Here is a 21,257-nt window from a genome sequence, read left to right on the forward strand (position 1 = left end):
CCGCACGAGTACGCGCAGGCGTCCCGACCTGGCCCTCGGCCCCGCGCCGGCTCAAGGGCACTGCGCGGCCGTACTGCTGGAACACGGATGGAACGCGGACGCGGCGCAGCGCTCACCGTCGTCGGCTGCCGGGGTCTGGGCGGCATCTCCGGGACGATGTTCGCCTCGGTGAGCAAGCACCGGGCCGCCCGTGCGCCAGGCCCCCCTGCTCGTGGTCCGCGGTCATGCGCCCTCCCGCAGGAACGACGAGGTGGTGCTCGGCCTCGACGGCGCAGCAGACGCCGAGACGGTGGCGTACGCGCTCCGCAAGGCGGAACTCCGTGGAGCTCGACTGCGGAGCCTGCGCGGGCCTTGCGGAGCCTGCGCGGGCCTTGCGGAGCCTGTGGGCCTTGCGGTCCTCGACGCGGGCACTCGTGGGGTGGGCCGCGCGGTCGACCTCGTCGCTGTCGCGGGTCGCCCTGATCCGGGCGGGCAGGGCCGACGGCTCGGCCCGGTCGTGCGGGTGCTCCTGGACCGGGCTCACCGCGTCGTGCTGATCATTCCTGTCGGCGCCGGAGCGTTTCCCGCTCCGCCGTGAACGAGCGGGCCACCGTCACTCCTCGGCCGGCCCGGCGATGAGCCGGACGCCCGTTACCAGGTCGGGACGGATACGGAACGTGTGGTCCATCGTCCCGTCCACCCACGGGCGCAACACCGAGTGGTAATAGGCGAGTTCGCCGGGATCGGTGACGGGGCGCGCGTAGCCGGTGACCACGACGCTCCAGCCCAGATGGGTCACAGGGTCGAGGGAGTCGGCCTCGTACGCCACGACCACGCCCCGGCGGGACGCTTCCCGGGCGTGCGAGGTCAGTGCCGCGTCCTCGTGGGTACGGAAGACGATGTCGCCGTTGTGCAGGACGTGGTTGACGGGACGGATCGTCGGCAGCGCGTGCCGGGTGAAGACGAGCCTGCCGAGTGAAACCGTCCCCAACAGCCGCAGCGCCTCGTCGCCGTCGACGACGACGGGCTGCCGGGGCGTCGGGGCCGCCGGGGCGGAGTTGTCGGTGGACATGGTGCTCTTCCGTACGGGTTCGTACCTCGTGACGTGTCGCGGGCGAAGCGGCTGCCCGCCACGACGGGCGGAGTGGCTCCATCGAAGGGCGGCCGACCGCGGTCCGGTAGGGCCGTTCGGCCCGGATGATCGGGACGCCCGGCCCCTCACGGCGGGCGATACGCCGGGCATGCCGGGCGAGTGCGGCACGGTCGACGGCCTCCGCGGCCGGCAGCAGGGCCTACAGAGCACGCGGCCGAGGGGTCAACGGTCTGGCAGGGGGCCGTCCGGCCGCCGATCGGGTTCGTCGCGCGAAGGATGGATCCCGGATCGGCTCTGCCGCCAACAGGCCCCTGTGGCAGGGGCCGTTCGGCCCGCCGGTCGCGGACCTTCGGCACCCGGCGGGAGCCGTCCCAGGCGAAGAGAGTGAGTGGTGTGAGGCACCGACCCGACCAATCCCGAAGGGGTCAACATCATGGCCGTGCGCGAGCACCCTCACCGGAGCGCGGGCTCCCCGTCCTCACCCGGGAGGGTCGCAACGCCACCGCACTGGTCGTGGGAACGCGCGGGCCGCAGCGACATCGCCGAGTTCCTGCTCGGATCGGTCAGCCTCGCCGTCGCCGCGCGCGCCGACCGTCCCGTCATCGTGTTGTGTGGAAACCATGACGATCAGGCCAGAACCAGTGCGAACCGGCGCATCGTGCTGGGCGTGGGACAGGAGACACCGGACTCCCCGGCCGTCCGCTTCGCCGCTCAGGAAGCGGCACTGCGGGGTGTGCCGTCGGAGGTGGCACTGCACCGCCGTACCGTCGAGGGCCCCGCCCGCAAGGTCCTGCTGGACGCCTCGTACGACGCCGACCTGCTGGTCTGGGAGCCCGGCCGCGCCCGGAGCACTTCGGCCTCCAGCTACAGCGGGTCGCCCCCACCGCCCTGCGCCACTCCGCTTGCCCGGTCGCCGCCGTACCCCAGCGGGCGTGACCGGCAGCGTCCGTACCTCCCGCGCGGCAGGCCCGGCGCCCGCCGCGCCCAATGAGCACCGTCGACGATTTGTGGAGTCACCATGCCCAAGGCCGCACACCCCCACGGCACCGCGCTGACCGACGAGGAACTGCGCACCCTGGACGCCCACTGGCGGGCCGCCAACTACCTGGCCGCGGGACAGATCTACCTGATGTCCAACCCGTTGCTGACCGAGCCCCTGAAGCCCGAGCACATCAAGCCGCGGCTGCTGGGCCACTGGGGCACCTCGCCCGGACTCAACCTCGTGTACACCCACCTCAACCGCGTCGTCAAGGCCCGCGGCCTCGATGCACTGTGTATCTGGGGGCCCGGGCACGGCGGGCCGTCCGTGCTCGCCAACTCCTGGCTGGAAGGCAGTTACAGCGAGACATATCCCGACGTGACGCGGGACGCGCAAGGGATGGCGAAGCTGTTCCGGCAGTTCTCGTTCCCCGGGGGCGTACCCAGCCACGTCGCACCGGAAGTGCCCGGCTCCATCCACGAGGGCGGTGAGCTCGGCTACTCGCTCGCCCACGCCTACGGCGCCGCCTTCGACCACCCGAACCTGCTGGTCGCCTGCGTGATCGGCGACGGCGAAGCGGAGACGGGACCGCTGGCGGCATCCTGGCACTCCAACAAGTTCCTCGATCCCGTCCACGACGGGGCGGTAGTGCCGATCCTCCACCTCAACGGCTACAAGATCGCCAACCCGACCGTGCTGTCCCGTCTCCCGGAGAGCGAACTCGACGCACTGCTACGGGGATACGGCCACGAGCCGATCCATGTCACCGGTGACGACCCCGTCCAGGTCCACCGGGCCCTGGCACAGGCCTTCGACGAGGCGCTCGACCGCATCGCCCTGTTGCAGCGCACGGCACGCGAGGAGGACGTGACCGAGCGCCCGCACTGGCCGGTGATCGTGCTGCGCACCCCCAAAGGCTGGACCGGTCCGGCCGAGGTGGACGGCGTGCCGGTCGAAGGCACCTGGCGCGCACACCAGGTCCCGCTGCCGGGCGTCCGCGAAAACCCCGACCACCTGCGGCAGTTGGAGGCGTGGCTGAAGTCGTACCGACCCGATGAACTCTTCGACTCCGAAGGGCGCCCGCGCGCCGACGTGCTCTCCTGCGTGCCCGAGGGCGCCCGTCGGCTGGGCGCCACTCCCTACGCCAACGGCGGGATGCTGGTGCGCGATCTGCCGATCCCCTCCCTGGACGACTTCGCGGTCCCCGTCGACAAGCCGGGCACCACCCTGCACGAACCCACCCGCGTCCTCGGTGGCCTCCTGGAGCGGGTCATGGAGGACACGTCGGCCCGCCGGGACTTCCGCCTGGTCGGCCCGGACGAGACCGCCTCCAACCGGCTGCAGGCCGTCTTCGACGCCAGCGGCAAGGCGTGGCAGGCCCAGATGCTCCAGGTGGACGAACACCTCGACCGGCACGGCCGGGTGGTGGAGATCCTCTCCGAACACCTCTGCCAGGGCTGGCTGGAGGGCTACCTCCTGACCGGACGGCACGGGCTGTTCTCCTGCTACGAGGCGTTCGTGCACATCGTCGACTCGATGGTCAACCAGCACATCAAGTGGCTGAAGACGTCCCGACAGCTGAACTGGCGTGCCCCTGTCGCCTCCCTCAACTACCTGCTGACCTCGCACGTCTGGCGCCAGGACCACAACGGCTTCTCCCACCAGGACCCGGGATTCGTCGACCACGTCCTCAACAAGAGCCCGGAGGTCGTCCGCGTCTATCTGCCGCCGGACGCGAACACCCTCCTGTCGGTGGCGGACCACGCCCTGCGCAGCCGGGACTACGTCAACGTGATCGTGGCGGGCAAACAGCCCTGCTTCGACTGGCTGTCCATGGACCAGGCCCGGGTCCACTGCGCGCGCGGTGCCGGCATCTGGGAGTGGGCGGGCACCGAGAACGGCGCCGAGCCGGACGTGGTCCTCGCCTGCGCGGGTGATGTGCCCACACAGGAGGTGCTGGCCGCCGCACAGCTGCTGCGCCGTCACCTGCCCCAGCTCGCCGTCCGCGTCGTCAACGTGGTCGACATGACCCGGCTGCTGCCGCACGAGGAACACCCGCACGGCATGACGGACTTCGAGTACGACGGTCTCTTCACCGCCGACAGGCCCGTCATCTTCGCCTACCACGGCTACCCGTGGCTGATCCACCGCCTCGCCTACCGTCGCGAAGGCCACAACAACCTGCACGTGCGCGGCTACAAGGAGTCCGGGACCACTACCACCCCGTTCGACATGGTGGTCCGCAACGACCTGGACCGCTACCGCCTGGTCATGGACGTCATCGACCGCGTACCCGGACTCGCCGTCCGCGCCGCCGGCGTACGTCAGCAGATGGCCGACGCCCGCACCCGCCACCACGCCTGGATCCGCGAGCACGGCACGGACCTGCCGGCGGTCGCCGACTGGACATGGACATCGTGATCTCCTTCATGGGCCGTATCGGCCGCACCTGTCCGCGCGCGGCGCTCGACCGAGCCGCGGCGGGATCCCAGACGTCGATGTGGTGGCGGTCGACTACATCGCCCCGCCCGCCATGCCGGGCCCACCTGCTGCCGGGGTGGTTGTTCCGCGGAGGCCCGCTCGACCCCTCGGCCTCCGAGCGCGCCGTCCCGCCCGTACTCGGCGGCGGGCGACGCACGGCGGTCTCGAAGGCGAAGTCGACCGCCTCTGCCATGGGTTCGTGGGTGTCGACGCCCAGCGTGGATGCCTTCGGGGCGGCGGTCCCAGCCGTCGGGCGGTGGGACGGTGAGCACTCGAAGCGGCGGCTCGCGCAGCAGTGCCTCGCGCGCGAGCCCACAGGGACACGGCGCTCCCGCTCGCCGACCGGTCGGCACGGGCAAGCACGACTTGTTCCATGACGATCCGCTCCCGGGCATGCAGGGAAGAGGCCCTCCCCGCCCTGCCCTGATGCGCGTGTGCCGCCGAGCGCCGGGGGGCGAACGGCCCCGGTGAGGTCCCGGCGACCCGGCACCACGCGGCCCGCGATCAGCCCGCGGCGGCGTTGTGGTCCGGTATGGCCACGAGGTCCGCGGGGAGGCGCGAGCAGATCTCGAATACACCTGCCAGACGGGCGTGGCGCAGGATGCGCAGCAAGCGGGCGTTGTCGGTGATGATCCGCAATCGCCCGTCCCGGCTCAGAACCCGGTTCCGCACCCGGCACAGCAGGCCGAGGCCGGCGCAGTCGATGAAGGACACCTGGCGCAGGTCCACCACCAGGTCGAGGTGCGCTGCGGGGCTCAGGGCGTCCAGGCGCGTCTGCAGCAGTGGCGCGGTGAGGATGTCGATCTCGCCGCACAACTCCACGACGGTCGTGCCGCCGACCACCCGTTCCGTGTCCGTCGGCAGGGACCTGGGCCGGTTTTCGGACATGGTCACAGACAAGCGGCAGGCGCGGGGTGTGCGGTAGGGCCGTTCGGTCCCTCGCGGCCCGTCCGTTCGGGTCCTCAGGGGCTGTGCGCGGCCCTTCCGCCGGGACGGTCCCTTCCGGCGGAACGATGAGGGCCGACCGGCCCAAGCGGATCTCGGAAGGGGTCGGACAAGCTGGACCTGCTGGGCAATCCCGACATCTTGTCGGATGCTCGACAGTACCGGCTTCCGGAGAGTCCCCGGGACATCGGCCCGGGGAGAGGAAGGAAGGATCGTCATGAAGGGCTTCGTCTTCCACGGCCCAGGACAGTCCGCGTGGGAGGAGGTTCCGGACCCCGACATCAAGGAATCCACCGATGCGATCGTGCGCGTCGACACGACCACCATCTGCGGGACGGACCTGCACATCCTCAAGGGCGACGTGCCCGAGGTGCGCCCCGGCACCGTGCTGGGGCACGAGGCGGTCGGCGAGATCGTGGAGACCGGCCGCGACGTGCACACCGTGCAGCCGGGTGACCGTGTCCTCGTCTCCTGCATCACGGCCTGCGGCAGGTGCGGCTACTGCTGGGAGAGGACATACGGCCAGTGCCGTGGCGGCGGAGGCTGGATCCTCGGGCATGTGATCGACGGCACGCAGGCCGAATTCGTCCGCGTTCCCTACGCGGACCTGTCCGTGCACGCCCTGCCCGGCGCGGTGGACAGCAAGGACGCCGTGCTGCTCGCGGACATCTTCCCCACCGCCTACGAGGTGGGCGTCCTCAACGGACACGTACGGCCCGGGGACACCGTTGCCGTCGTCGGGGTCGGCCCCATCGGGCTCGCGGCGATCGCCACGGCCCGGCTGTTCGCCCCCCAGCGCATCGTCGCCGTGGATCTGGCGGCGACGCGGCTGGACGCGGCCAAGCGGCTCGGCGCCGACGCCTTCGCGGATGCCGAGGAGGCCCCCGAGCAGCTGATCGACGACCTCACCGACGGACTGGGCGCCGACGTGGTCATCGAGGCGGTCGGCGAACCGGAGAGCTTCGAGCTGTGCACGCGCATGGTGCGGCCCGGCGGGCACGTGGCCAACGTCGGTGTGCACGGCAAGCCCGTGACGCTGCACCTCGAAGACCTGTGGATGAAGAACGTGACGATCACCACGGGACTGGTCGACACCTACTCCACCCCCACGCTCCTGCGGATGGCGGCCGCCGGCCGGCTGCCCACCTCGTCGCTGGTCACGCACACCTTCCCGCTGGACCAGATGGAGGAGGCGTACGACGTCTTCGGCCGGGGCGCCGACACCGGCGCGCTCAAGGTGGTACTAGGCGGTCAGCAGCACGAAGTGGTCGCTGTTCGCGCGGCGTGAGAGAGGATGTGACGGGCCATGGCCGCACGGGAATCGGCGGACACGGTGGAGGGCCACCCTCCGGGCAATCTCGGGCGTCGGATCGCTCTGCGGCGCGAGGAACTCGGACTGTCGCTCGACGAGGCGGCCAACCGGGCGGGCATGGCCCCCAGCTACCTGCAGTACCTGGAGGGGCAGCCCACCGCCGCACCCGGGGTGAGCACCCTCCTCAGGCTGGCCGGCGCGCTCGAGACCACGGTGCTCGAACTCACCGGCGGCGACGTCGAACTGCCACCAGGCCTGGGACAGCCCGGGCGGCATCCGAGGTTCACCGAACTGACGACCCGGGAGTGTCACGACCTGCTCTCCACCCACGGCGTGGGAAGACTCGCAGTGACCGTCGACACGGGGCCGGAGATCGTCCCCGTGAACTACGGCCTCATCGGAGGCTCCATCGTCTTCAGGACCGCCCCCGACACGGTGCGGTGGGAGGCGGCCGACACTCAGGTCGCCTTCGAGGTGGACCGCATCGACGCCGCGTTCAGCCAGGGCTGGAGCGTCCTGGTACGCGGACACGCCAGCACCGTCACGGACCCCGATGACGTGCAGCGGCTGGAGGAGCAGGCGTGCAACAGGTCCTGGCCGAGCGGGCGGCTGGACCTGTGGATCCGCATCGACCCCGACAACATCACCGGGCGGCGCATCACCGTGTGACAGCACCTCGGCGAAGGACACGACTGATGTATCCCAACGACGGTTTCCGTGAACTCGACCGGCATGAGTGCCTGCGTCTGCTGGCGAAGGTCCCCGTCGGCCGTATCGTCCACACGCGTCAGGCCCTGCCCGCGGTCCTGCCGATCAACTTCGGCCTGGACGGCGACGGCGCCGTGCTGCTGCGGACCTCGGCGGCCTCGGAGCTGGTCCGTGCCATCGACGGCTCGGTGGTCGCCTTCGAGGCGGACGAGGTCGACGCGAGAGCGCACTCCGGCTGGAGCGTCGTCGTCACCGGGCCGGCCGCGGTCGTGACCGATCCCGCCGAACGCGAGCGGCTGAGCCGGACAGGCCCGCTCTCCTGGGTGCCCTCTCCCCAGGAGGTCTTCGTGCGCATCGAGCCCGAACTGGTGACGGGCCGCGAACTTGTGGGTGGCAGCACCCTGTACGGGGTGGACCTCTCTCGTGAGCGAGCCGCTGACGGGCAGGTGCCGCCCGCCCCGTCGTATGGGCCGGCCGGCCCTCTGCGAGCGGCCGAGGGGCAGGGCGGCGCATCCCCGGGGCCGTAGGAGCGCGCGTCCGTCGGCAGGCCCGGTCCCCCGCCGCACGACACGTCGAACGAGAGCCGGTCGGGACGCCGGGCTGGGCCACTCGGCCCATGCAGTCGCCCGGTCGATGACCCACCCTGAAGGTGTCGTAACCCTGTCCCCGCCCCGGCACCACCGGAGGACACCATGCACGGCACTCCCCACCTCGTGAGCGATGTCATGACCCGCCGAGTCGTCGCAGTCGGCCGTACGGCGACCTTCAAGGACATCGTCAAGGCCATGCGGCAGTGGAAGGTCAGCGCCCTGCCCGTGGTCGAGGAGGAGAACCGGGTCGTCGGCGTCGTCTCCGAGGCCGACCTGCTGCGCAAGGAGGAGTACCGCGGCAGCGAGCCCGACCGGTACGACCGCCTTCAGCGGCTGTCGGAACTCGTCAAGGCCGGAGCGGTGACCGCCGAGGAACTGATGACCGCTCCTGCCGTCACCGTCCGTGCGAACGAGACCGTCGGACAGGCCGCCCGCACCATGGCCCGGGCCAGGATCAAGCGGCTGCCCGTGGTGAGCGAGGAGGACACGCTGCTGGGCATCGTCAGCCGCTCCGACCTGCTCAAGGTGTTCCTGCGTGAGGACGAGGACATCGCCGAGGAGATCCGCCAGGAGATCGTCACCCAGCTTTTCCCGGCTCCGCTGGACCCCATCCGCGTGGAGGTGCGCGACGGTGTCGTGAGGCTCACCGGCCGCATCCGGGACACCACGCTGGTGCCCGTCGCGACACGCCTGGTGCTGGGCATCGAGGGCGTGGTGGACGTGGACTGCGCGCTCGCGGGACCCCCTCGTGTTCCCGACCTCGACGCCGATCTCCCCGGGGACGGCGGGGCACGGTGGCCCCGGAGAGCCGGAAGCATCACCTGACCTGCACCGGAAGGACCTACCCCGCAGTCACGGACCGCAGGATGCAGAAGAAGGTGGCGACCCATGGCGACGACGCGCCGTACGAGGGGGACGAGGGTGTGGCTCTGGCGGTGGCGGCGGAATCCCCTCCGGCGCCCCAGTGACCTTCTGGAAGCGTGGATCGTCCTCGTCACATGGGTGCTCGTCCTGCTGGCAGGGGTGCTTGCCGGGCTGGCCGCGACGGCGGCGGTCGAACATGCGCTCGCCGCACGCAGCGCGGGCTCGCACCCCGTGCGGGCCGTGCTGACCGAGGACGCGGCCAGAGCACCACAGGCGGTGTCCGAGTACGGCGACGGCAGCGTCTGGGCGCAGGTGCGCTGGACCGACGCAGGCGCCCGGCACAGGGGTCTGGCGAAGGTCGAGCCGGGCATGAGGGCAGGCACCCCGGTCACCGTGTGGACGGACCGGGCGGGTCGACTGGTCTCCAAGCCGGCCACCGCGGAACAGACGCGGCAGCAGGCCTCGGTCGTCGGCTCGCTGGTCGGTCTCGGCGCGGCGGGCGGGGCGCTGGTCTGCGGGCGGCTGGCGCTCGGGCGCCTGGACCGTCGACGCCTGCAGGCATGGGACCGGGAGTGGGCGTCCGTGGGTCCCCGGTGGCGCAGGACCATCGGCTGACCCGGACGGTGACCGGTTGCCGGTCGGCGACCACTCTCACCCCGTGTCGGCTCCGGAGAGGTGGCAGTCGACGTCCACCACGCCCTCGACGGCACGTGCGAGCCGGACGGCCACCGGGATCAGGGCGGCGTCGGACACCTTCCCGGTGAGGGTGACGACGCCCTCGACGACCATGACGTGAACGGGCTCGACCGGAACCGGGAAGAGGATGTCGACGATGTCGCGCCGGACGTCGTCGGCGATGTCGTTGTCCGGGCGCAGGAACACCTTCAGCAGATCGGCGCGACTGACGACGCCTTCGAGCATGCCCTCGTCGTTGACGACCGGGAGGCGTTTGACCCTGCGCTGGGCCATGATCCGGGCTGCCTGGGCGAGGGTGCTGTCGGAGTGGACGGTGATCGCCGGCGCGGTCATCAGCTCCCCCGCGGTCACCGCGCCGGCCTTCTCCAGGTCGGACAAACGGCGCAGCTGTGTGTACCGGTCGGGATCGCTGTCGCGGAACTCCTCCTTGGGCAGCAGGTCCGCCTCGGAGACGACGCCGACCACACGGCCCTCTCCCTCCAGCACGGGCAGGGCGCTGACCTTCCACTGCTCCATGAGCTTGACGATGTCCTTGAACGGGGCGTCACGACCGATGGCGACGACGGAGTGGGTCATCACATCGCCCACGACGTGCAGGCTGCCGGTCACGGTCTCCTCCTCGGGGTGTCAGGTGCGGTCGGCGGTGCGGTCGAGGAAGCGGGCGGAGCGCGGGAGCGACGAGGTGTTGTCGCGGCACAGGGTGGTCATCGTTCGTCACCGGCTGCCGCTGCCATAGGGGGCGTACAGATCGAGCAGCCGTGTGCGGGCCGCGTGCAGCCGATGGGCGAGCACCCGGCCGACCCAGACTGCGATGGCACGGCCGAACTCGGCGTCCTCGTCGCACATCGCCCGAACGGCCAACGCGTCGAACTCGTAGGCGCGCACCGGAGTCGTCGCCTCGGCGCCCAGCTGCCAGACGTGGGGCGTGAAGTGCCAGGACCAGCCGACCAGCTCGCCACGCCCGAGCGACTCGATGACGGCGGCCCGGCGGCCGGGCACATGCAGGTCCAGCGCCACGGTCCCGGTCCGGACGATCCAGAACCGGTTGGCGAGCCGGCCCTCCTCGAACAGCCGGGTCCCCTCCTCGAAGGAGACCTCGCGGGCGATCCGCATGAGCCGCTCGCGGTACTCGGGCGGCAGGGCCGCGGTCATGGTGGTGACAGAGGTCGTCATCGCTCCGTGTCCTTTCGTTCCTGTCGCCGCAGCCGGTCGGCGGTCGGCCGCGGTCGGTACCGGCTGCGCGCCTCGGCGCACACCGGGCCGCCGTGGTCCCTGCGCAGCCGAGGTAGTGACCGGACGTCGAGCCCGTTCCGGTCCAGGACGGCGGTCGCGGGGCTGATTGTCATCTTCCCCCTCCGGAACGCCATGGGCTTCCCCTGGTCCAGCGTGGGCGACCGGGCACGGGCGGCAACACGGGCCGCCCGGTCCCGGCCGTGGGTCGTTCGGCCCAACCGAGGGGCGGGGGACGCGGACCGATCAGGTACGCCGCGAGGTCGTCGGCGTCATGCCTGGTACCGGCGCGCCACGACGAGGCGGGAAGGACCCCATCCGGTTCTCCCGGATCCTGATTGCGCGGTGCGCGGCCGTCAGCCGCTTCTCCGCGTCTCTCGCAGGAGTCCTTCCCGTCACCCTCAGGACACCACGTGCGCGGCGTACGCGCCAGGCCGGACGGTGGCGGGGTTCGCACGTCCTCGACGAGGGCCGAACAGCCCCTCGCGCCGTCGGGGACCGGGTGCGACGGTGAAGGTGGATGTCGCTGCACGGCTCCGCAGCCGACGAGAGGCGGTGAAGAGGATGGAACTGCCCCTGATCGTGGGCGTCGACGGTTCGGATTCCAGCCTGACGGCGGTCGACTGGGCTGTGGACGAAGCCTCCCGGCACGGGCTGCCGCTGCGGCTGGTGTACGCGTCCTTGTGGGAACGCTACGAAGGCGCCCCACCGCCGAGCGGCCCCGAGCCCCCGTCCGAGAGCCTGATGGCGCAGAACATCGTCGGCTCCGCGACGGAGCGCGCCCGCAGGCGCAACCCCGAGGTTGAGGTCTCCGCGGAGGTGCTGCCCGAGGACGCGGTCGACGCCCTCCTCCACGAAGGCAACAACGCCGCCGCGCTGGTGACCGGATCCCGTGGTCGCGGCGAGCTCAAGGGGCTGCTCCTCGGCTCGGTCGGCCTGGCCGTGGCCGCCCGTGCCCCCTGCCCGGTGATCGTCGTCCGCGGCGACAAGGCCGGCCTGACCGGTGTGCACGAGCGGATCCTGTTCGGTGCCGGAGACCCCGCCACGAGTGGCGAGGCGGTGCGGTTCGCCTTCCAGGAGGCCGCGGCACGCCACTGCATCCTGGACGTCGTACGGGCCTGGCGCTGTCCGGCGCACAGGACCACCTCCCACCCCCGGCCGGCCGGGGAACCGGCGCGCGAGGACGAACAGCGGGCGTCCGCCCTGCTCGACGTCCTGCTTCAGGACGCGACCGGTGAACACCCGGACGTCCGGGTGCACCGGTACACGGTCGAAGGCCCGGCTCGCTCGGTGCTGCTGAAACGCTCGGCCGCCGCCGACCTCGCCGTGATCGGGGCACGGCGCAGGCAGCGGCACTTCGGGCTCCAGCTGAGCCGGGTGGCGCACACGCTGCTGCACCACGCGGACTGCCCGGTCGCGATCGTGCCTCAGCGGGTGTGACGGCCCCGGATGCCGGAGACTGGTGCGGCAAGGTGCCGACAGCGGCAGCGCCGTACGCGGCCTCTGGATCCGCTTGTGGGAAGCGCCCCGGTGACCGGCTGGACCTGGCAGTACGAGGGCTACGACCCGGCGACGAACGATTGAGCGAGTCCCTGTGCACGCTGGGCAACGGCTACGCCTGCTCGAGCGCCGGACCCGGTACGGGCTCGGCGAGGGGGTCGACACGCACCTGGCCCATGGGCCGGACGGTCCCCTGCGGGGCCCTGACAGCCCATCCCCCTGAGACGGCCCCCGCGCGACGCTGGAACTGCAGAAGGACACCGAGCGCTGGAGGTGGGCACCATGCTTTCGTCCGTCGTTGCCGGAGTCGACGGATCCGACGAGAGCCTGTCCGCCGCCGAGTGGGCGGCCCGCGAGGCCCTGCGTCGTGAGCGCCCGCTGCGGCTGGTGCACGCCTGGAACCGGCATCCGCGTCAGGGGCAGGGGGAACCCGCGAGCGCGGCCGAGCGCCACCTGGCGCGGCGCGTTCTGCGGCAGGCCGAGGAACACGTCCGCGCCACGTACCCGCAGGTTAGCCTGTTCTGCGAGCAGGTCGCGGGCCCGGTCACCGCGGCCCTGGTGAAGGCCGCCGAGCGGGGCGAGCTGCTGGTGCTGGGCTCGCGCGGACTGAGTGGCTTCACCGGGTTGCTGGCGGGGTCGGTCGCCCTCGGCGCGGTGGCCAGGGCCACACGGCCCGTCGTTCTCGTGCGGGCGGGCGAGGAAGCCGAGGACGAGCACCTTCCGGACGACGACGGAAACGCCTCCACGCGCACCGGATCCCGAGACGTGGTGCTCGGCATCGACGTCGGGGACCCGTGCGACGAGGTCATCGAGTTCGCCTTCGAGGCCGCCCGGCTGCGTCACGCGCGCCTGAGGGCCGTGCACGCCTGGCAGAGCCCGTCCCCGCTGGGCCTCGGCTCGGGCGACATCGGCCTGGTGAGCGGCCCAGAGCGGGCGGACGAGTGGCTGGGATTCCTGTCGGCCGTGCTCCAGCCGTGGCACGACAAATACCCCGACGTGGAGGTCGTGGAGTCGGTGGTGGCCGACAAGGCCTCGAACGCCCTCGTCCGGGAGGCCTCGTCGGCGAGTCTGCTGGTCGTCGGCCATCATCTGGCCGGGCGGGCCAGCATCCCCTGCACCGGCCCCGTGGCCCACGCCGTGATCCATCACGTCGGCTGCCCGGTAGCCGTCGTGCCTCACCAGTGAGAGGCCGGGCCGTGCCGGCCGCGTCCGACGCGGGCACCGGGTGGCCTGGGAGGTGACCGTCATGCCGAGGTCGGTCGTCGTCGGCCTGGACGGTTCGCCCGAAAGTCTCGCCGCGGCGGACTGGGCGGCCAGGGAGGCCGTGCGCCGGGGCCTGCCGCTCCGTCTGGTGCACGCCTGGGAGGGTATGCCCGACGTGAGCACCGACGCGCCGCCGCCCGAACTGTGTGCCCCGCAGTACCGGGCACGCCGGATGCTGCGCGGCACGGCCGACCGGCTCGGCGAGCGGTACCCGCAACTGCACATCGCCGCCGAGCAGGTGCACAGGCAGGCCGGGCCCGCTCTGCTGGCCGAAGCGGAGAACGCCGAGCTCCTGGTCATCGGCAACCAAGGGCTCAGCCGGGTCGGTGGGTTCCTCTCCGGGTCCGTCGCCATGACCACGGTGGCCCACATCGAGCGGCCGGTGGTTCTCGTACGGTCCGGTGACAGCTCACAGAACGAGCATCTGCCGAACGGCTCCGGGACGCCGTCGGAGCAGACCCCCTACCGTGACGTCGCCGTGGCCGTCGACGTCGACGGGCCGTGCGACGCCGTGCTGGACTTCGCGTTCCGCGCCGCCGAACTGCGCCGGGCCCCCCTGAGGGCGGTCCACGCCTGGCACGTTCCCTTCTCGCGGGGCGTCCCGGACGCCGTGGAACGCGCACGGCTCAGGGCGGAGGCGGAACGGCGGCTCGAAGCGGTGCTCGCGCCCTGGACCGAGAAGTTCCCCGCTGTGTTCGTCCGCGAAAACCTGTACGAGGGGCGTCCGGCCCACGCCGTCGTGAAGGCGGCGGGCGGGGCGGGCCTGCTGGTCGCGGGCCACCGCAGGTGCCGTACCGCGGTCGGGGCGCACACCGGTCCGGTCGCCCACGCGGTGATCCACCACGTACGGTGCCCCGTCGCGCTGGTCCCGCACGACTGACGCGTTCCGAGGAAGTGATCCACGATGTACTGGAACCACGACGGAATGACCGGCTGGGGCTGGTTGGCCATGTCGTTGAGCACCATCCTCTTCTGGGCCGTGCTCATCGCCGTGGGCGCGCTGCTCTTCCGCGCACTGAACCGCGGGCCCAGGGACGCGCACAGGCCCGGTGCGGCGAGTGCGCCCGGTGCGGGAAGCATGCCCGGTGCGGCGAGCACGCCCGAACGGATACTCGCTGAGCGGTTCGCCCGCGGGGAGATCGACGAGGAGGAGTACCGGCGGCGGCTCGCCGTGCTGCGCTCCGACCTGCCCGGACGCTGAGCGGGAACGTGCCGTTCGGCGCGCCGTCACGGTGCGGCGGGGCCCGCCAGCTCCACGATGTCGTCGGAGGCGACGTCGTGCAGTCTGATGGCGAGGTCCTCCAGTGCGCGGCTGGCGGCGAGTTCGTCGCCGATCTCGGGGATCGGCCGGTCGATCGGGTTGCGCCGGGCCACGCCGCGGCCGGTGACGGTCGCCGTGTCGCGGGTGCTCAGCACGGCCCGCGCGTGGGTGTCGTCGCCCTCCTCGGTGATGTAGATCTGCACGGTCCACTGCTTGGCTTCCATCGTGATCACTTCCGTGCCGAGGGGCGGCGAGGCGGGAGGCGGGGACTTGCTTACCGGCCGGGACGGCCTGGACGGCCTGCACAGTTTGACTGGTTGGTGATGTATCGCACCATTCTTCGGATTGTTGGTGTGATGCTCGTCATTTCCCCGTTTCGAGGCGATGACTAACGTGACGGCGATGTCCGCCGACCTGTCTCCCGTCATAGCCGCCACGACCCGGTGGCTGCTCCGCTCCTACCCGGGTACCGGAGGAGCCCTCGACGCCGCCCTCGCGGAGGCCCAGGCATCCCAGGCCGTCACGGTCGCCGCCTGGCTGCGCTATCCCACCGAGGCCGATGCCGCTCTCGTCGTGTTCGTGGGACCCGGCGGCTCCGACCGCCTCGACTGGACCCTCGGTTCCGAGTCGGCGGCTGCCGACGACGCGGATGCCGGCTGGCGGACGTGGGTGGACGAGGTCGTCGCGAGCTGGGCGGCCTGTCTGCTGACCATGCCGCCCCTCGCCCACGCCGCGGTCGACGCGCTCGACGGCACCGACCATGCCGCCGGGCTGGCGTTCGACTTCCGCAGGCTCACCGACCCCGACGAGCGGGACCGCCGGGCGGCGCCGCTGCTGCGCCACCCCGACCTGTCGGCCGCGCTCGCGGGCCTGCACCGGGACTCCCTCGTCCAGCGGCTGCACGAGGAGCCCGTGGACGAGGACGGGACGGTCGGGGACCACGTCAGCGGCTGACGTCCGACCTCCCGTGCGTACGCATCGCGGTCACGAACGGCCGCGGCCTGTGACGAAGTCACGGACCCGGTCGACGAGGCCGGCGCCCGGGGCGAGGATCTTGTTGAGCGGCGGCTGGTCCGGGGCAGCCGGGTGGGGACGTGTGGGCGCCATCTTCTTGGCCATGCGGATCTTGTCACCGAGCTCGTCGAGCATGTCCTGGGTGCAGGCCGTCCGAAGCTTCGGGAAGAGGTTGTTCTCCTCGTCCTCCACGTGCGAGGTCACCTCGTCCTGCAGGGTGGTGAACAACCGCTCGAACTCCGGGTCGTCCACCTCGCTGTGCTCCATCTGCTTGAGGATCTGCTCCACCCGCGCATGGTCGGCGATCTCCTTGTCGGCCATCGTGTTGCCCCCGTCGACGTGCTGCCGTACGGCGGGGTAGAGGTACTGCTCCTCGGCGACGGAGTGCCGTACGAGCTCGATCGTCATCTCGTCCGCCAGCTTGCGGCGGTCCTGGTGGCCGCTGGGCAGCGACTCGATCTGCTGGAAGAGGTCCTCCACCTCCCGGTGGTCGGTGGTGAGCTCGGCGATGATGTCGCCACCGTGTGCCATGGCGGTCTCCCTGTGACGTGGCTGATGAGTGAGCAGGCGGCCGGCACCCACGGCTTCCCGTGGCAGCATCAACCGTCCGATCAGCACTTCCCGAAGCAAATCGGTCGCTAACGTCCCTCGCCGGTAGTCCCCGGGTTGGGGGAGTGGCCTTGCCCGGGCCATGGCGTCGACACGTCACTCGAACCGCGAGGTGTCGCCCGCACCCTTCCGTACGATCTCGGGCTCGCCGCTGGAGAAGTCGATGACCGTGGTCGGCTCGGTGCCGCAGTCGCCCGAGTCGACCACGGCGTCCACGACATGGTCGAGCCGCTCCTTGATCTCCCAGCCCTGTGTCATCGGCTCCTCCTCGTCCGGCAGCAGCAGCGTGCTGGACAGAAGCGGCTCGCCGAGTTCGGCCAGCAGCGCCTGTGCCACCACGTGATCCGGAATGCGGACGCCGACCGTCTTCTTCTTCGGGTGCAGCAGCTTGCGCGGCACCTCGCGCGTGGCGGGGAGGATGAACGTGTAGCTGCCCGGCGTCGACGCCTTGATCGCGCGGAACACGTCCTTGTCGACGTGTACGAACTGGCCCAGTTGTGCGAAGTCACGGCACACGAGGGTGAAGTGGTGGCGGTCGTCGAGATGACGGATCGCCCGGATGCGGTCGATGCCGTCGCGGCTGCCCAGACGGCACCCCAGCGCGAAGCAGGAGTCGGTCGGGTAGACCACGAGCGCACCGTCGCGAATGCTGTCGGCGACCTGGCCGATGGTGCGCGGCTGGGGGTTGTCGGGGTGAACGTCGAAGTACTTCGCCATCCGCCGAGTCTCGATCACCCGAGGGCGGGCTGTCCATGCGACGGCCCGGGCGGGCGCGCGAAGGTGTCAGCCGTCCGCGTGGCGGCCCGGCCGCCACGGGCCGCCACGTCCGTGCCGCGTGCCTGACCACGGAGCGTCGTGGTCGGGCCGCACCGATCGGTCGTTCAGTCCCTGAGGCGGTCGATCTGCCGGATCTTGTTGGTCGCGTCCAGTGCGGCGACCTTGTACGACTCCGCGAGCGTCGGGTAGTTGAAGACAGCGTCGACGAGGTAGTCGACCGTCCCGCCGCAGCCCATCACCGCCTGGCCGATGTGGATCAGCTCCGTGGCACCCGTGCCGAAGCAGTGGACGCCGAGCAGGGTCCGGTCCTCCGGCGAGACCAGCAGTTTGAGCATGCCGTGCGAGTCGCCGATGATCTGCCCGCGGGCCAGCTCGCGGTAGCGGGAGACGCCGACCTCGAAGGGCACGCAGTCCTCCGTGAGCTGGTCCTCGGTTCGCCCGATGAAGCTGATCTCAGGGATGGTGTAGATGCCGATCGGCTGGAGGTCGAACATCCCGTGCACCGGCTCGCCGCAGGCGTGGTAGGCCGCCATACGGCCCTGTTCCATGGAGGTGGCGGCCAGCGCCGGGAAGCCTATGACATCCCCGACGGCGTATATGTGCGGCACCTCGGTGCGGTAGTTCTTGTCGACCGTGATCCGGCCACGCGCGTCGGCGGTCAGGCCCGCCTTGTCGAGGCCGAGTTCGTCGGTGAGCCCCTGCCGGCCCGCCGAGTACATCACGGCGTCGGCGGGGATCTTCTTGCCGCTTTCCAGGATGGTGAGGGTGCCTTTGGGATGCTGTTCGACCGCTGCGACGGTCTCGCCGAAGCGGAAGGTGACCGCCAGGTCCCGCAGGTGGTACTTCAGCGACTCGATCACCTCGACGTCGCAGAAGTCGAGCATTCCGGGCCGCTTCTCCACCACGGTGACCTTGCTGCCCAGGGCGGCGAACATGGAGGCGTACTCCATGCCGATCACACCCGCCCCGACGATGACCATCGAGCGGGGCACCCGCTCCAGTTCGAGTACGTTGTCCGAGTCCATGATCGACCGGCCGTCGAACTCGACGCTTGCGGGCCGCGCGGGCCGGGTACCGGTGGCGATGATGATGTGCTCGGCGCTCAACAGCCGCTCGTTGCCCGTCGCTTCGCGCACGGCGACGGTGTGGGGGTCCACGAACCGCCCGGTGCCGGCGAACAGGGAGACGTGGTTGCGGGAGAGCTGGTTGCGTGTGACGTCGACCTCCCGGCCGACCACGTGCCGGGTGCGCGCGGTCAGGTCGGCGACGGTGATGTCCTCCTTGAGGCGGTAGCTCTGTCCGTACAGATCCCGCTGAGTGAGGCCGGTGAGATAAAGGACGGCCTCGCGGAGGGTCTTGGAGGGGATGGTCCCTGTGTGGATGGAGACCCCGCCGACCATGTCGGGGTGGTCGACGACGGCGACCCGGCGGCCGAGCTTGGCCGCGGCGATGGCGGCCTTCTGGCCACCCGGGCCGGATCCGATGACAAGCATGTCGAAGTCGGGCACGCTCCGGAGTCTGTCAGGCCGGACCCCCTGGCCGAAAGAGCGGAGTCGACGGGATGCGCGGGATGGGCGCACATCGCGGGCGGGCACCACGTAGGCGCAACGCCCCTGCCGAATCCGGTAGTTGGGCACCGGAGCGGGGCCCTGCACGCGGCGGACGGCCCGGAAGTTCGGCGGCTCCGCATGAGGTCCTGGCCGGATGTGCCGCGCGCGAGCCACCGACTGCCGGGCTCACGGCGGACATCGCCCCCGGTGCGGCAGCCGTCGTGGCCGAAGCGCGCCGCCCCGGGTGTCCGCCGGGGCGCGCCCACCGGCGCCCGGTCGTCAGGCGGGGGCCACGGCCGGTTCCCGCTGCTCCTCCGACGCGTTCTCACGCTCCCGCGCGGTGGCGTCCGCGGTCAGCGGCAGTGCGCGGGGCAGCGGCCGCGTCTCGCGCAGTGTCGGCGAGGGGCCCACCGGGACGAGCGGGGCGTGGTCACCGGACCGGGCGCGCTGCGAGAACCAGATGATCTTGCCGCCGGTGTCGGTGGCACAGCACCCCCAGCCGTTGCTCAGCGCGGCGATCTGCGCCAGGCAGCCGCTCGGCGCGTAGTGCGGCCGGATGTCCCGCTCACTGTCCTGGACCGCGGTGATGAGGTGGTGACCGTTCCACCACATCTCGATGGTGGTGTTCTTGTCCGTCGCGTGTGCGTCGATCGTGCGCAACAGCGCGTCGACGCACCGGCAGACGGGCTCGACGAGCATCTCCAGGTTCCAGTACCGGAGATGGGCGGCCAGAATGCGCCGGACCTGCCCGATCCGCTCCGGGCTGATCTCCACGTCGAGGTGGTAGTAGCAGGGCGCTGCGGTCTTCATCGTCGTTGGCTCCTCACCGGCGAAGCTCTCGCTCCTCCTCGCCCCTGTGGGCCGAGCCCCGAACGCGAAGCGTGAGCGTTCATCGCTCCTGAGTCATTTCAAGAGTGCGAGCACTACTCCATTCGTGCAACACGAAGCACACCCATCCCACTGGTTCAATTCTGAACAGGACGCTGTGTGGCGCACCGTGCACCATGGGTGAAGGTCTCGATCGCCGCAACGGATCAACCCACTCCGTGGACGGCCTTCGCGCACCCTCCGGACCGCGACCCCGCGAACCGTCCGGAACCGTGCTCCAGCGAAGAGGTTGGGAGGTGACCGGCGCCATGCTGCTGCCAGCCAGAGCCGAGGTCGCCAGACATCTCGAGCGGTACCGGGCGTGGGAACGTCTGATGCTCGCGTCCCCCGACAACCGGGCGGTACGCGGCAACTTCGAGAACACGGGCTACACGCTGTGCGTGCTGATGGGCAAGCGCTGCGCGCGCGAGGCCGTCGACGCCGCCGAGCTGTATCTGAACGCCCGGCACGGGCCCCGCGAGCGAACCGTGCGCGGCGCTTGGCCCACACCGTCGGCTGACGCATGGGTGGACGCCGTACGCAAGCGCTGAACCGAGGAGCGGAGAGCGGGGGTCCACCGAGGCTCGAGAAGGGCGGAGGAGGCGAAGTCCATGGAACCGCAGGCCCCGCCCCGGGACGGGGTGACCCCGGTCTCCGGGGGCGCGAGGCCGATGATCGGACGCATCCCGATCGTGGACGTCCGTCCGGCCGTCGACCGCGGCCGGCGCCCGGCGAAAGCGGTGGAGGGGGAGACCTTTCAGGTCACCGCAAGGGTCTTCGGCGAAGGACAGGGCTCCATCGGCGCCAATGTCGTCCTGAGGGACCCGGAGGGCCGCCCCGGACCGTGGACGCCGATGCACGAGTTGGAGCCCGGCACGGACCGCTGGGGCGCCCAGGTGACGCCGTCATCAGTCGGCAACTGGACCTATGCCGTGGAGGCGTGGAGCGATCCCGTCACCACGTGGCGACGGCACGCACGGATCAAGGTTCCGTCCCGTATCGACGTCTCCCTGGTCCTGGAAGAGGGCGCCGACCTGTACGAGCGGGCTGCCGCAGGAGTGCCGGACGGACCGCAGCGGGAGGCGATAGGGGCGGCCGTCCGCGCACTGCGCGACGAGTCCCGCCCTCCCGTCGCCCGTCTGGCGGCGGCGTTGACTCCGGAGGTGGATGCGGTGTTGGCGCGGTATCCGTTGCGTGAGTGGGTGTCGTCGTCGGATGTGCTGGGGTTGGTGGTGGAGCGGGAGCGGGCGTTGTTCGGGTCGTGGTACGAGTTCTTCCCGCGGTCGGAGGGGACGCGTGAGCGGCCGCACGGGACGTTCCGTTCGGCGGCGCGGCGGTTGCCGGTGATCGCGGGGATGGGTTTTGACGTGGTGTATCTGCCGCCCATTCATCCGATCGGGACGACTTTTCGCAAGGGCCGCAACAACACTCTGTCGGCGGGTGCGGGGGATGTGGGGGTGCCGTGGGCGATCGGGTCGCCGGAGGGTGGGCACGATGCGGTGCATCCGGGTTTGGGGACGGTGGAGGATTTCGTCTGGT

At 71.2% G+C, this 21,257-nt stretch carries 23 protein-coding genes and 1 pseudogene; 15 read left to right on the forward strand and 9 right to left on the reverse strand.

Going from position 1 to position 21,257, the window contains the following annotated elements:
* Window positions 1-190: 190 nt before the first annotated feature.
* Window positions 191-577 (forward strand): hypothetical protein, encoded by a 387-nt coding sequence (locus ACZ3TS_RS36130; protein ID WP_467626112.1) that lies wholly within the window; start codon window positions 191-193, stop codon window positions 575-577.
* Window positions 578-592: 15 nt separating this feature from the next.
* Here the strand turns inward: ACZ3TS_RS36130 and ACZ3TS_RS36135 are convergent, their stop codons facing one another.
* Window positions 593-1,051: a pyridoxamine 5'-phosphate oxidase family protein gene (locus ACZ3TS_RS36135; RefSeq protein ID WP_467626113.1), complete on the reverse strand. Its 459-nt coding sequence runs from the start codon at window positions 1,049-1,051 to the stop codon at window positions 593-595.
* Window positions 1,052-1,511: 460 nt separating this feature from the next.
* Here ACZ3TS_RS36135 and ACZ3TS_RS36140 point away from each other — a divergent pair, with 460 nt between their 5' ends.
* Window positions 1,512-2,063 (forward strand): hypothetical protein, encoded by a 552-nt coding sequence (locus ACZ3TS_RS36140; RefSeq protein WP_467626114.1) that lies wholly within the window; start codon window positions 1,512-1,514, stop codon window positions 2,061-2,063.
* Between the two features lie 27 nt (window positions 2,064-2,090).
* On the forward strand, window positions 2,091-4,472 hold the full coding sequence (locus ACZ3TS_RS36145; protein ID WP_467626115.1) for a phosphoketolase family protein: 2,382 nt from the start codon (window positions 2,091-2,093) through the stop codon (window positions 4,470-4,472).
* Between the two features lie 564 nt (window positions 4,473-5,036).
* Here ACZ3TS_RS36145 and ACZ3TS_RS36150 read toward each other — a convergent pair.
* Complete coding sequence (locus ACZ3TS_RS36150; protein WP_467626116.1) at window positions 5,037-5,420, reverse strand: STAS domain-containing protein; 384 nt, start codon at window positions 5,418-5,420, stop codon at window positions 5,037-5,039.
* Between the two features lie 274 nt (window positions 5,421-5,694).
* On the opposite strand from ACZ3TS_RS36150, the gene ACZ3TS_RS36155 reads away from it, so the two are divergent.
* The 5 genes and pseudogenes from ACZ3TS_RS36155 (at window position 5,695) to ACZ3TS_RS36175 (ending at window position 9,566) form a co-directional block, all read left to right on the forward strand.
* Window positions 5,695-6,765, forward strand: a complete 1,071-nt coding sequence (locus ACZ3TS_RS36155; protein WP_467626117.1) for a zinc-dependent alcohol dehydrogenase family protein — start codon at window positions 5,695-5,697, stop codon at window positions 6,763-6,765.
* Between the two features lie 18 nt (window positions 6,766-6,783).
* Entirely contained in the window at window positions 6,784-7,458 is a 675-nt protein-coding gene (locus tag ACZ3TS_RS36160) for a helix-turn-helix domain-containing protein (RefSeq protein ID WP_467626118.1), read from the forward strand.
* 26 nt (window positions 7,459-7,484) lie between these two features.
* A pseudogene (locus tag ACZ3TS_RS36165) lies at window positions 7,485-7,919 on the forward strand (pyridoxamine 5'-phosphate oxidase family protein); the annotation flags it as partial.
* Between the two features lie 270 nt (window positions 7,920-8,189).
* Window positions 8,190-8,912 (forward strand): CBS domain-containing protein, encoded by a 723-nt coding sequence (locus ACZ3TS_RS36170; RefSeq protein WP_467626119.1) that lies wholly within the window; start codon window positions 8,190-8,192, stop codon window positions 8,910-8,912.
* Window positions 8,913-8,975: 63 nt separating this feature from the next.
* Window positions 8,976-9,566, forward strand: coding sequence for an Rv1733c family protein (locus ACZ3TS_RS36175; RefSeq protein WP_467626121.1), 591 nt, complete (start codon window positions 8,976-8,978; stop codon window positions 9,564-9,566).
* Between the two features lie 36 nt (window positions 9,567-9,602).
* Here ACZ3TS_RS36175 and ACZ3TS_RS36180 read toward each other — a convergent pair whose 3' ends face one another.
* Both ACZ3TS_RS36180 and ACZ3TS_RS36185 read right to left on the reverse strand, forming a co-directional pair.
* Window positions 9,603-10,223: a CBS domain-containing protein gene (locus tag ACZ3TS_RS36180; protein ID WP_467626136.1), complete on the reverse strand. Its 621-nt coding sequence runs from the start codon at window positions 10,221-10,223 to the stop codon at window positions 9,603-9,605.
* Window positions 10,224-10,361: 138 nt separating this feature from the next.
* Complete coding sequence (locus tag ACZ3TS_RS36185; protein ID WP_467626122.1) at window positions 10,362-10,820, reverse strand: Crp/Fnr family transcriptional regulator; 459 nt, start codon at window positions 10,818-10,820, stop codon at window positions 10,362-10,364.
* A gap of 621 nt (window positions 10,821-11,441) precedes the next feature.
* Between ACZ3TS_RS36185 and ACZ3TS_RS36190 the strand changes: the two genes are divergently transcribed.
* From ACZ3TS_RS36190 to ACZ3TS_RS36205, 4 genes are all read left to right on the forward strand, one after another.
* Window positions 11,442-12,317, forward strand: a complete 876-nt coding sequence (locus ACZ3TS_RS36190) for a universal stress protein (RefSeq protein ID WP_467626123.1) — start codon at window positions 11,442-11,444, stop codon at window positions 12,315-12,317.
* Between the two features lie 342 nt (window positions 12,318-12,659).
* A complete protein-coding gene (locus ACZ3TS_RS36195; protein WP_467626124.1) occupies window positions 12,660-13,562 on the forward strand; it encodes a universal stress protein in 903 nt (300 codons plus the stop codon).
* 61 nt (window positions 13,563-13,623) lie between these two features.
* Window positions 13,624-14,520, forward strand: a complete 897-nt coding sequence (locus ACZ3TS_RS36200) for a universal stress protein (protein WP_467626126.1) — start codon at window positions 13,624-13,626, stop codon at window positions 14,518-14,520.
* Between the two features lie 24 nt (window positions 14,521-14,544).
* Window positions 14,545-14,841, forward strand: coding sequence for an SHOCT domain-containing protein (locus tag ACZ3TS_RS36205; RefSeq protein ID WP_467626127.1), 297 nt, complete (start codon window positions 14,545-14,547; stop codon window positions 14,839-14,841).
* 26 nt (window positions 14,842-14,867) lie between these two features.
* Here ACZ3TS_RS36205 and ACZ3TS_RS36210 read toward each other — a convergent pair whose 3' ends face one another.
* The gene (locus ACZ3TS_RS36210) at window positions 14,868-15,125 is read right to left on the reverse strand and encodes a DUF1876 domain-containing protein (RefSeq protein ID WP_329506007.1); all 258 of its coding nucleotides are present in this window, start codon (window positions 15,123-15,125) and stop codon (window positions 14,868-14,870) included.
* Between the two features lie 178 nt (window positions 15,126-15,303).
* Between ACZ3TS_RS36210 and ACZ3TS_RS36215 the strand changes: the two genes are divergently transcribed.
* Entirely contained in the window at window positions 15,304-15,855 is a 552-nt protein-coding gene (locus ACZ3TS_RS36215) for a hypothetical protein (RefSeq protein ID WP_467626128.1), read from the forward strand.
* A gap of 30 nt (window positions 15,856-15,885) precedes the next feature.
* Here the strand turns inward: ACZ3TS_RS36215 and ACZ3TS_RS36220 are convergent, their stop codons facing one another.
* From ACZ3TS_RS36220 to ACZ3TS_RS36235, 4 genes are all read right to left on the reverse strand, one after another.
* A complete protein-coding gene (locus ACZ3TS_RS36220) occupies window positions 15,886-16,446 on the reverse strand; it encodes a hemerythrin domain-containing protein (RefSeq protein WP_467626129.1) in 561 nt (186 codons plus the stop codon).
* 174 nt (window positions 16,447-16,620) lie between these two features.
* A complete protein-coding gene (locus ACZ3TS_RS36225; protein ID WP_467626130.1) occupies window positions 16,621-17,241 on the reverse strand; it encodes an L-threonylcarbamoyladenylate synthase in 621 nt (206 codons plus the stop codon).
* A gap of 164 nt (window positions 17,242-17,405) precedes the next feature.
* The gene (gene sthA, locus ACZ3TS_RS36230) at window positions 17,406-18,809 is read right to left on the reverse strand and encodes a Si-specific NAD(P)(+) transhydrogenase (protein ID WP_467626131.1); all 1,404 of its coding nucleotides are present in this window, start codon (window positions 18,807-18,809) and stop codon (window positions 17,406-17,408) included.
* A 321-nt stretch (window positions 18,810-19,130) separates the two neighbouring features.
* Window positions 19,131-19,661, reverse strand: a complete 531-nt coding sequence (locus ACZ3TS_RS36235; protein ID WP_467626132.1) for a pep a2 — start codon at window positions 19,659-19,661, stop codon at window positions 19,131-19,133.
* Between the two features lie 326 nt (window positions 19,662-19,987).
* On the opposite strand from ACZ3TS_RS36235, the gene ACZ3TS_RS36240 reads away from it, so the two are divergent.
* Together ACZ3TS_RS36240 and ACZ3TS_RS36245 are read left to right on the forward strand one after the other, a co-directional pair.
* Window positions 19,988-20,269 (forward strand): DUF5133 domain-containing protein, encoded by a 282-nt coding sequence (locus ACZ3TS_RS36240; protein WP_467626133.1) that lies wholly within the window; start codon window positions 19,988-19,990, stop codon window positions 20,267-20,269.
* A gap of 60 nt (window positions 20,270-20,329) precedes the next feature.
* Window positions 20,330-21,257: maltotransferase domain-containing protein (locus tag ACZ3TS_RS36245; protein WP_467626135.1), on the forward strand; the 928-nt coding region annotated here is incomplete at its 3' end.

Source organism: Streptomyces sp. NPDC022910 (genome assembly GCF_055561075.1).